General features: G+C 25.9%; 10 protein-coding genes. All 10 read left to right on the forward strand.

The genetic code is table 11. The annotated features are described in order from the left end of the window. Positions 1 to 3: 3 nt before the first annotated feature. The 10 genes from ACTHUW_RS01090 to ACTHUW_RS01135 all read left to right on the forward strand — a co-directional run bounded on the left by ACTHUW_RS01090 (position 4) and on the right by ACTHUW_RS01135 (position 10,133). The gene (locus ACTHUW_RS01090; RefSeq protein ID WP_442196436.1) at positions 4 to 1,233 is read left to right on the forward strand and encodes a competence/damage-inducible protein A; all 1,230 of its coding nucleotides are present in this window, start codon (positions 4 to 6) and stop codon (positions 1,231 to 1,233) included. A 92-nt stretch (positions 1,234 to 1,325) separates the two neighbouring features. Further along, a complete protein-coding gene (recA, locus tag ACTHUW_RS01095; protein WP_442196435.1) occupies positions 1,326 to 2,393 on the forward strand; it encodes a recombinase RecA in 1,068 nt (355 codons plus the stop codon). A gap of 68 nt (positions 2,394 to 2,461) precedes the next feature. Beyond that, the gene (locus ACTHUW_RS01100; protein ID WP_442196434.1) at positions 2,462 to 3,448 is read left to right on the forward strand and encodes a metallophosphoesterase family protein; all 987 of its coding nucleotides are present in this window, start codon (positions 2,462 to 2,464) and stop codon (positions 3,446 to 3,448) included. Continuing rightward, positions 3,449 to 4,894, forward strand: coding sequence for an AAA family ATPase (locus tag ACTHUW_RS01105; RefSeq protein ID WP_442196433.1), 1,446 nt, complete (start codon positions 3,449 to 3,451; stop codon positions 4,892 to 4,894). A 12-nt stretch (positions 4,895 to 4,906) separates the two neighbouring features. Further along, a complete protein-coding gene (locus ACTHUW_RS01110) occupies positions 4,907 to 5,167 on the forward strand; it encodes a hypothetical protein (RefSeq protein ID WP_442196432.1) in 261 nt (86 codons plus the stop codon). 11 nt (positions 5,168 to 5,178) lie between these two features. Continuing rightward, positions 5,179 to 5,835 (forward strand): ATPase, encoded by a 657-nt coding sequence (locus tag ACTHUW_RS01115; RefSeq protein WP_442196431.1) that lies wholly within the window; start codon positions 5,179 to 5,181, stop codon positions 5,833 to 5,835. Positions 5,836 to 5,996: 161 nt separating this feature from the next. Next, entirely contained in the window at positions 5,997 to 7,541 is a 1,545-nt protein-coding gene (rny, locus tag ACTHUW_RS01120) for a ribonuclease Y (RefSeq protein ID WP_442196545.1), read from the forward strand. Between the two features lie 100 nt (positions 7,542 to 7,641). Next, entirely contained in the window at positions 7,642 to 8,463 is an 822-nt protein-coding gene (locus tag ACTHUW_RS01125; protein ID WP_442196430.1) for a PHP domain-containing protein, read from the forward strand. 12 nt (positions 8,464 to 8,475) lie between these two features. Next, positions 8,476 to 8,847, forward strand: a complete 372-nt coding sequence (locus tag ACTHUW_RS01130) for a PadR family transcriptional regulator (RefSeq protein WP_442196429.1) — start codon at positions 8,476 to 8,478, stop codon at positions 8,845 to 8,847. 95 nt (positions 8,848 to 8,942) lie between these two features. Next, a complete protein-coding gene (locus ACTHUW_RS01135; RefSeq protein WP_442196428.1) occupies positions 8,943 to 10,133 on the forward strand; it encodes a pyridoxal phosphate-dependent aminotransferase in 1,191 nt (396 codons plus the stop codon). Positions 10,134 to 10,573: the final 440 nt, after the last annotated feature.

A 10,573-nucleotide genomic window follows, 5' to 3' on the forward strand; every position in this document is an offset into this window, starting at 1 on the left:
TTTATGAAAGCTATAGTTATAAATATAGGTGATGAGATACTGGATGGAGATATACTCAATACTAATAGTATGTATATCTCTAAGGAGCTTAAAAATATAAATATTACAGTTGAAAAAATATATGTAATTAAAGATGAAATAAATTCAATTATAAAAACAACCAAGTCCTCATTACAAGAAGCTGATATAATAATCTTCACTGGGGGACTTGGCCCTACTGATGATGATATGACTAGAGAAGGGGTATCAAAAGCCTTAGGTTATGATATATATCTAGATGATGAGTTATTAATTAGCCTTGAAGAGTTATTTAAAAAAAGTAATTTTAAAATGACAAAGAATAATATAAAACAAGCTTATAGGATTAAAAATTCTACTATTATAAAAAATAAGAATGGAACGGCTCCTGGAATGTTTTTGAATAAAGATAATAAAATGATTTTTTTGCTTCCTGGGCCACCTAAAGAATTAAAGCCTATGTTTGATGAAGTTATTAATAATTATTTATATAATATTTCAAATACACACACCTATACTAAGGTTATTAAAACTATTGGAATAGGTGAATCTCAATTAGAAGAAAAAATCAAACCATTTTTTAATGATAATATTAAAATAGGAATGTATGCACATAATGCTACAGTAGATATAAAAGTATCTTCTTCTAATAAAAGCTTAGATAAGTCTAAAGAATATGTATTTCAATTTATAAATTCAATTTCTATAAAAAATTTTATATGGGGATATGATAATGATAAGTTAGAAAATATTGTCTTGAATTTACTTAAAAAGCATAATTTAAAGATAGGATTTGCTGAATCATTGACTGGAGGATTAATAAGCAGTAATTTCACTAAACTTTCTGGTGTGTCTGAAGTATTTCCATTAAGTTTAGTAACTTATAGTAATGATTCAAAAATAAACTTTTTAAATGTTGAAAAAGAAGATTTAAATCGATTTGGAGCTGTTAGTAAGGAAGTTGCTATTCAAATGTCAAAAGGATTAATAAACAAATATAATTTAGATATAGCTTTAGCTGTAACTGGAATTGCAGGTCCTACAGGTGATACTAAAGATAAGCCTATTGGACTCGTATATATAGCTATAGCTGGTAAGGAAAATTATATTTATAAAAAATTCATTTTTAAAGGTGATAGAAATACTGTACAAAATAAAACATCACTTAACTCTTTTAATGAATTAAGAAAATTTATTTTAAAATTTTATCAATAATATTTGACTAATTTAAATTATTGATATATAATCTATTTAGAACGTTTGTTCGGAAATTTGAAAGGTAGGTGAACCAGTCTTACTGGGAATATATGAGTGAAAAAAAGAAAGCCCTAGAGATGGCAATTAATCAGATTGAAAAGCAATTTGGAAAAGGTTCTATAATGATGTTAGGTGAAGAATCAAAAGTTAATGTAGAATCTATTTCTACTGGTTCTTTAGAATTAGATATAGCATTAGGTATAGGAGGACTTCCTAAAGGTAGAGTTATAGAAATATTTGGCCCTGAATCTTCAGGTAAAACTACTGTGGCATTACATGCAGTAGCTGAAGCACAAAAAGCAGGCGGTTCTGCAGCATTTATTGATGCTGAACATGCACTTGATCCTCAATATGCAAGAAAATTAGGAGTAGATGTAGATAATTTAATTGTATCTCAACCAGATACAGGAGAACAAGCACTAGAAATTGCTGAAGCTTTGGTAAGAAGTGGAGCTATAGATATCGTAGTTGTAGATTCAGTTGCTGCATTAGTTCCAAAGGCAGAAATTGAAGGTGAAATGGGACAATCACATGTAGGTCTTCAAGCAAGACTTATGTCACAAGCTCTTAGAAAGCTTGCAGGTGCTATAAAAAAATCTAATACAATTACTATATTTATAAACCAACTAAGAGAAAAAGTAGGAGTTATGTTTGGAAATCCTGAAACTACACCAGGAGGTAGAGCTCTTAAATTTTATTCTTCTGTTAGATTAGATGTTAGAAGAATAGAAACATTAAAACAAGGGGATAATATGATAGGAAATAGAACAAGAGTAAAAGTTGTAAAAAACAAAGTAGCTCCCCCATTTAAAAAAGCTGAATTTGATATAATGTATGGTGAAGGTATATCTAAAGAAGGTAATGTTTTAGATGTTGCAGTAACTGCTGATGTAGTTAATAAAGCTGGTTCTTGGTATAGTTATGGTGATCAAAGATTAGGACAAGGAAGAGAAAATGCAAAAGATTATCTTAAGGAAAACCCTGAAACTGCAAATGAAATTGAATTAAAAGTTAGGAAACATTTTGGATTAATAAAAGACGAAGAAAATGTTAATGATGTTAATAAAGATAATAAGGATAATGATAAAGAAAATGATAAAAAAGACTCCAAAAAATAAGACTTCTTCGGAAGTCTTTTTTATACTTAATATGATATAATAATAATTAGGAAAAATGAGGTGATAATTTGAGAATTCTTTATTTTACAGACACTCATATAAGAGGCACAACTCCTAAAAATAGAAAAGATAATATTTTAGAGACATTAGAAAATAAATTTAATGAATTAGTTCAACTTGTTAAAGAAAAAAATATTGACTTTGTATTACATGGAGGAGATTTATTTGATAGACCTGATATTTCTCCATCCATTGTAAGAAAGTTTGCTATGATATTAAATAAAATCAGTGTGCCTATATATATGATAGCTGGAAATCATGATATTTATGGTCATAATCCTAATACTTTACCTAGAACTATGTTAGGTTTATTTGATGGTATAGGAATTTTACAGCTTATAGGTGAAGATAATACTATTCTATTAGAAAAAGATGATATTAAGGTTCAACTTACCGGAAGTCCTTATAAGTATGGTATAGATTCAAGCAATGATAAATCATTATATTTATTGGAAGATAAAGATGAAAATGTAGATTATGCTATCCATCTTACTCATGGTATGCTTTTAGATAAACCATTTATAAAGGGTGTTCCCCATACTATAATAGATGACATATTAGATACTAAAGCAGATATCACTTTAGCTGGCCATTATCATTCCGGTTTTGGCATTAAGGAATATGAAGGTAAGTACTTTATAAATCCAGGAAGTTTCATAAGAATAACTAATAGTATCAAAGAAATAAATAGAATGCCTAGGGTTTTAATAATAGATTTAAATAAAGAAATTAATTTTGAATTTTATTATTTAAAATCAGCTCATAAAGGTGAAGATGTATTAGATAGAACTGTTATTGAAAACAATATTTTTAGAAGTGAAAAAATAGTTCAATTTAAACAATCTGTTGATTCTTCTCAGGATTTTAATAAATTGGATATAAATCATATATTAAATAATTTAATTAATACTGAAAATATAGATGACAATATAAAGGAAGAAGCAGTAAAAAGAATTGAATATGCTCAAATAGAGATAGGCGGAGAAGATGATTAAATGAAATACATAACAAATGTAGAAATTAATAATTTTCAATCACACAAAAATACTAACATTGATTTTGTAAATGGTTTGAATGTTATAGTTGGACCTTCTGATCAAGGTAAAACTGCTATAATAAGAGCTATAAAGTGGGTCTTATATAATGATCCAATGGGTACATTTTTCATTAGACATAAAGAAAAAGAAGCATCTGTAATACTTACATTTAATACGGGTGAAAAAGTACAACGTTTAAGATCAAATACTAAAAACCTTTATATATATATAGATAAAGATAATAATGAAGAAATATATGAAGGCTTTGGTCATAATGTACCTGTAGATATAATAGAAAAAATCAATATAAGAAAGATTTTTTTAGATAGTAAAGAGTCAAATTCTATAAATATTGGTGAACAATTAGAAGGACCTTTTTTGCTATCTGAAAAAAATTCTACTAGAGCAAATGCTATTGGTAGATTGGTTGGTGTTCATGTAGTAGATAAAGCTGTACAAAACACTATGAAAGATATTAGAAATCTTAATAGTTCTAATAAGTCTTTAATTGAAGATATAGATTTGTTAGAAACTAAATTAAAGGACTATTCTTATTTGGATGATTTAGAAGCTACAATTATTCAATTAGAAACTTTACAAGATATAATATCTTATAAAGAAAATCTTTTGAAAATATTAATAGATATTCAAAAAAAATATAATGAAAATGATAAATTGTTAATTTATTATAAGGATATATATTCTAAACTTTTAAACTTAGAAACTATAAATAATATAAGTCTAGAAATAGAAAATAAAACTTCTAATAGGAATATTCTTGTAAAATCAAGATCTAAAATTAGTAATATAAATCAAGATATAAATGAAAATCAATATATTATTAGTAATACAAAAAATATAAATTTATCAACAGAAATATCAAATGACTTAGAGGAAAAAATATATAAATATAAAAATTTGATATATAAAAATAAAAAATATAAAGATAATTCAAATATTATAAAAAACACAAATATGATAAAAGATTCTTTTAAATATAATGATGACTTAAAAATTATATTTGATAAATTAATTAATAAAAATAATGAATTAGATAGATTAAGGAAATTAAAATCAAATTATACTAATATTAAAAAAAGTATATCTAAAGGTAAAGATTATATTAATAAATTTAAATATATTGATGATGTCAATATATTATATGAAAAGATAAATATAGATAAAGATAAATATTTAAATTTAAATATTTATCTTAAAAAAATAAATCAAAATAATAATAATATAAATGAACTTAATAATAAAATAAGAAATGAAAAGTCTGTTATTATTGAGTTATTAAATGATTATAAAAGTCTTCTTAAAAAAATTGAAAGATGTCCTCTTTGTTTTAATTCAATTGATAATGAAGATATGAATCGTATAATAAAAAATTTAAGTGAATAAGGAGTATGCAATATGAATAACCATGAAAAGCAATTATCGGATTTAAAAAACAATTTAGAAAGAGCTAAAAATTTAAAATATAAAGCAGAAGCAAGGCTTGAAAATTTAAATAAGCAACAAGAAGAATTAATTTTAGAATTAAAAGAATTAAATGTAGATCCTAATGATTTGGATTCAGAAATCAATAATTTAGAAAAGGAAATTAACGAACTTTTTGAAAAGGCTAATGCTTTATTACCAATGGATATATTAAATTCTAAACTTAAAGAATAGGATATGATATTATGGATTTAAAGATAGAAAATATAAAATTAAATGATAATATAAAAAATTTAAGAGATATTTATTCTTCAGAAAAAGGTAAAAGAGATGTAATAAATGAAGATTTAAAACTTAAAAAAGAAAAAATAAAAAAAATAAGTGAAGAATTAAATATTTTAGATAAAACTAATATATTACTTCAAAAGACTAGTGAGTATGCTAGAGAACAATCTAAGTATCAAATAGAAAGTTTGGTTACTAATTGTCTTCAATTTGTATTTGATGAAAACATAGAGTTTAAAATAGAGATTACTGAAGCTTATGGTAAACCTAATGCTGAGTTTTTTGTTATCACAAATGGAGTAGAAACTATAAAAACTAAACCAGAGGATTCAAGAGGTGGGGGAGTTATAGATATAATCTCATTAGCTCTTAGGATTTCATTTTTGCAAATTCATAAGCCTGAGGTTTTTGGTCCTTTAATATTAGATGAACCTGCAAAGCATGTAAGTGAAGATTTTATTTTTAATGTTTCTGAATTTTTAAAGCAAGTTTCTGAAATGTTTAATCGTCAAATAATAATGGTAACACACAATAATCATTTAGCATCTATTGCTGATATAGCATATAGAGTAGAGCTTCAAGGAATTACTAGTAAGGTTAGTCCTGTAGAGAATTAATTGAAAGTTATTCTCAATTAATTTATATCAGCTTGACATATATATAAAAAAATAATAAAATGAATATGGGTAATAAAATCAATATTTGATTTATTTTGATAACTAATTAATGAAATTGTATCGAAACTTGAAAAATTAATAGTAAAAAGGAGGTGCTTCCAATTTTAGAAGGGATAATCCCAGTAATTATAGCTTTTATAGCACTTATTATAGGTGTTTTTATTGGTATATATATACGTAAAGTAATTGCTGAAGGAAAAATTAGAACTGCTGAAGAAGAAGCTAAGAAAATTATTGAAGAAGGTTTAAAAACAGCTGATACAGCTAAGAAAGAATATCTTATTGAAGGTAAAGAAGAAATTCATAAGATGAGAAATGAGATAGAGAAAGAGAATAGAGAAAGAAGAAATGAAATACAACGCCATGAAAAAAGATTAATTCACAAAGAAGAGGTATTAGATAAGAAAAGTGATTCATTAGAAAAGAAAGAAGAGTTTTTTAATAAAAAATTAAAAAACATAGAAGAAAAAGAAAAGGAAACAAATGAAATTTATGATAAACAAATTCATGAGTTAGAAAGAATTTCAGGTTTAACTACTGATCAAGCTAAGGATATACTTTTAAGCGATATAAGAAAAGAAATTAGTCATGAAGCTGCAATCATGATAAAGGAAATTGAGAATAAAGCAAAAGAAGAGGCAGATAAGAAATCAAGAGAAATTTTATCATATGCTATACAAAAGTGCTCTGCTGATCATGTTGCTGAAACTACAGTATCTGTTGTTAATTTACCTAGTGATGATATGAAAGGTAGAATTATTGGTAGAGAAGGTAGAAATATAAGAACTCTTGAAACTTTAACTGGAATAGATCTTATAATAGATGATACGCCAGAGGCTGTCATATTATCAGGATTCGATCCTATTAGAAGAGAAGTGGCTAGAATAGCTTTAGAAAAATTAATATCTGATGGAAGAATTCATCCTGCGAGAATAGAAGAAATGGTTGAAAAAGCAAAAAAAGAAGTGGACAACCATATCAAAGAAGTAGGAGAACAAGCTACTTTTGATACAGGAATACATGGACTTCATCCGGAAATCATTAGATTACTTGGTAGACTTAAATATAGAACTAGTTATGGACAAAATGTATTAAAACATGCTGTAGAAGTATCACATTTAGCTGGCATAATGGCAGCAGAAATAGGTGCAGATGTTAAAGTTGCCAAAAGAGCAGGATTACTTCATGATATAGGTAAGGCTGTAGATCATGAAATAGAAGGTCCTCATGTAGCTATAGGTGTTGATATATTAAAGAGATTTAAAGAAAATAAAGATGTTATTCATGCAGTTGAAGCACATCATGATGATGTTGAAGCTTCTAGTGTGGAAGCAATATTAATACAAGCAGCTGATGCAATATCAGCAGCTAGACCAGGTGCTAGAAGAGAAACATTAGAATCTTATATTAAAAGATTAGAAAAATTAGAAGAGATTGCGAATTCTTTTGAAGGTGTAGAAAAATCATTTGCAATTCAAGCTGGTAGAGAAATAAGAATAATTGTAGATTCAAATCTAGTAAGTGATTTAGATATAGTTCATATAGCACGTGATATAGTAAAAAGAGTTGAAACAGAATTAGATTATCCAGGACAAATAAAAGTAAATGTTATGAGAGAATCTAGAGCAATAGATTATGCTAAATAAGGAAGGGGAAACCCTTCTTTTTTTATTGTTACAAAATCAATGTTGTAAGTTCCCTTATATAAAGGTATACTAATAATAGATATATAAGCGGGGTGATAAAGTGAAGATTGCTGATTTACATATACATACTACAGAATCAGATGGAAAGTTAACTCCCAGTCAAGTAATTGATGAAGCTATAAAAAATGATGTTAAATTAATTTCTATAACAGATCATGATACGGTAGCAGGTATAGAGGAAGCTATTAATAGAAGTAAGCTTTATGATAATATGAAGGTTATACCCGGAATAGAATTTAGCTCAATATATAAAGATAAAGAGGTTCATTTATTAGGTTATTTTATAGATTATAAAAATATTAAATTAATCAATCTAACAAATCAAATAAAAACTTACAGATTTGAAAGAGCTAAAAAGATTATAAGAAAATTAAATAATTTAGATATAGATATCACTATGAAAGAAATATTAGAAGAATCAAAGGGTGAAAATATTGGGAGACCACATATAGCAAGAGTTATGATTGAAAAAGGTTATATAAAGACTATAAATGAAGCATTTGATAATTATATTGGAAAAAACCAAAAAGCTTTTGTTGAAAGATACAAACTAACCATTGATGAAGCTATAGATATTATTCATGAGTGCAATGGTATAGCAGTACTTGCTCATCCTATATTATTAAAAGCACCCCTTAATGAACTCTTAGATAATTTCAATATAGATGGTATAGAAGTATATCACTCAAAACATGAAAAAAATAATTCTAAATCATATAGAAAAATTGCTAAAAAATATAATTTATATATTACTGGAGGTTCTGATTTCCATCATTTCAATAATTCTAGTGGTATAACTATAGGTAGTAGTTCTATAGATATAAAGTCAATGGAAGAATTATTATCTAAATATAATTGTTAAGGAGATTTTAATATGGCTAATACAAGAAATAGACAATTTCCATCTAAACTAAGTACTACTCAATTTGTTAAATTATATATACTACATTTATTAAATGAAAAAAGTTATTATGGAAATGAAATAATTGATGAAATAAAAGAAAGATTGAAAAAAAATTGGGAGCCTTCTCCAGGAATGATTTATCCAATGCTTAGACAATTAGAGGAAAAACAATACATAAGTGGATGGTGGGAGGAACCCGATAAACGTTCTATAAGACATTATCGTATAACAAATGAAGGGTATAAGCATTATAATGATATAAAATTATTATATAGAGATAGCTTGATAGATTCTTTAACTATAATCAATTCAGCACTTAAAGATATATACAATGAAAGTTAAGCTTTATTAATAATTTATTATATAGAAGGATTTTATAGATATATATAGAATAAAGTATAAGAAGCATAATTATCAAATATAATGGAGGGTTATTAATGAATTTTAAATTATCAAGAAAGATTTCATCTATATCACCATCTGTAACTTTGGAAATAACAGCAAAAGCAAAACAGATGAAATCTGATGGAATTGATGTTATTGGTTTTGGAGCAGGGGAGCCTGATTTTAAAACACCAAAAAATATTAGAGAAGCTGGTATCAATGCAATAAAAGAAGGTAAAACTGGTTATACGGCAGCATCAGGAATAATGGAATTAAAAAATGCAATATGTAATAAATTAAAAAGAGATAATAATCTTGAATATTCTTCTAAAAATATTATTATCTCTGATGGCGCAAAACATTCATTGTTTAATGCATTGTTAGCTATACTTAATCCAGGAGATGAAGTTATTATACCAGTTCCGTATTGGGTTAGTTATCCTGAATTAGTTAAGTTAGCAGATGGAACTCCTGTAGAAGTTAAAACTCCAGAAAATAATGGATTTAAATATAGTATAGATGATTTAAATAGCGCTCTTAGCGATAAAACAAAGGCTATAATTCTAAACAGTCCAAGTAATCCTACGGGTACAATATACACTAAATCTGAATTAGAAGATATAGCAAAATGGGCAGTAGAAAATGAAATATTTGTTATTTCTGATGAAATATATGAAAAATTAGTTTATGATGATAATAAGCATATTAGTATAGCTGAATTAAATGATCAAATTAAAACTCAAACTATAGTTATAAATGGTATGTCTAAAGCATACGCTATGACAGGTTGGAGAATAGGATATACAGCAGCTCATGAAGATATTATAAAACTGATGAGTAATCTACAAAGCCATTCAACTTCAAATCCACCTTCAATGAGTCAATATGCAAGTGTAGAGGGTTTAAATGGTAATGAAGAAGCTATTAATGAAATGATTAAGCATTTTATAGAAAGAAGAAATTATATGGTAGATAAAATTAATTCCATTGAATACTTAACTTGTAAAAAACCTAAAGGTGCTTTTTATGTTATGGCTAATATAAGAGATTTAAAAGGTAAAACAGTTAAAGGAAAAGTTATAGAAAGTTCTATGGACTTAGTAAATTTATTATTAGAAGAAGCTCATGTTGCTGTTGTACCTGGAATTGCTTTTGGAGATGATGATTATATTAGACTTTCTTATGCAACTTCATTAGATAATATAAAAGAAGGTTTGAAAAGAATAGAAGAATATATAAAATAAAATATAAGAAGTAAAATGGTTTACATAATTAAATTATGTAAACCATTTCTTTATTTATTGTAATTTGTTTTATATAAAAGAAGTTTCATGGGATAGAAATAGTTATAAGATTGTTAGTTTTTATCATATTTAATATAAGTTGTTTAAAGGGGTCTTACAGATAAAATTACGTCGTAATATGTAATTATATGCAAAGAGTCTTTTAAATAGCTTAAAATTGATTTTAAAAGGTCGAATTATAGGAAGTATCACTAAATGTCGAATTATATTTTAATAAATAATTATAATCCGACATTTGATTTTAAATTGTCGAAAGAAGGCAAGAGTAGATAAAAAGACTAAAACATTACTAAAAAAAGAATAAAATCCTATTTTTAATGTCACAAAATGATAATTTTGTGACATTAGAGTTAAAATATGATATAATTAAGGTATAATTT

The sequence above is a fragment of the Senegalia sp. (in: firmicutes) genome (assembly GCF_052088025.1).
GTDB lineage: Bacteria > Bacillota > Clostridia > Tissierellales > SIT17 > Anaeromonas.

Bases quoted from the DNA above. Each gene is read 5' to 3' on its own strand.
- recA (WP_442196435.1), top strand. From the start codon at position 1,326: ATGAGTGAAAAAAAGAAAGCCCTAGAGATGGCAATTAATCAGATTGAA.
- ACTHUW_RS01105 (WP_442196433.1), top strand. From the start codon at position 3,449: ATGAAATACATAACAAATGTAGAAATTAATAATTTTCAATCACACAAA.
- ACTHUW_RS01135 (WP_442196428.1), top strand. From the start codon at position 8,943: ATGAATTTTAAATTATCAAGAAAGATTTCATCTATATCACCATCTGTA.
- ACTHUW_RS01110 (WP_442196432.1), top strand. From the start codon at position 4,907: ATGAATAACCATGAAAAGCAATTATCGGATTTAAAAAACAATTTAGAA.
- ACTHUW_RS01115 (WP_442196431.1), top strand. From the start codon at position 5,179: ATGGATTTAAAGATAGAAAATATAAAATTAAATGATAATATAAAAAAT.
- ACTHUW_RS01090 (WP_442196436.1), top strand. From the start codon at position 4: ATGAAAGCTATAGTTATAAATATAGGTGATGAGATACTGGATGGAGAT.
- ACTHUW_RS01130 (WP_442196429.1), top strand. From the start codon at position 8,476: ATGGCTAATACAAGAAATAGACAATTTCCATCTAAACTAAGTACTACT.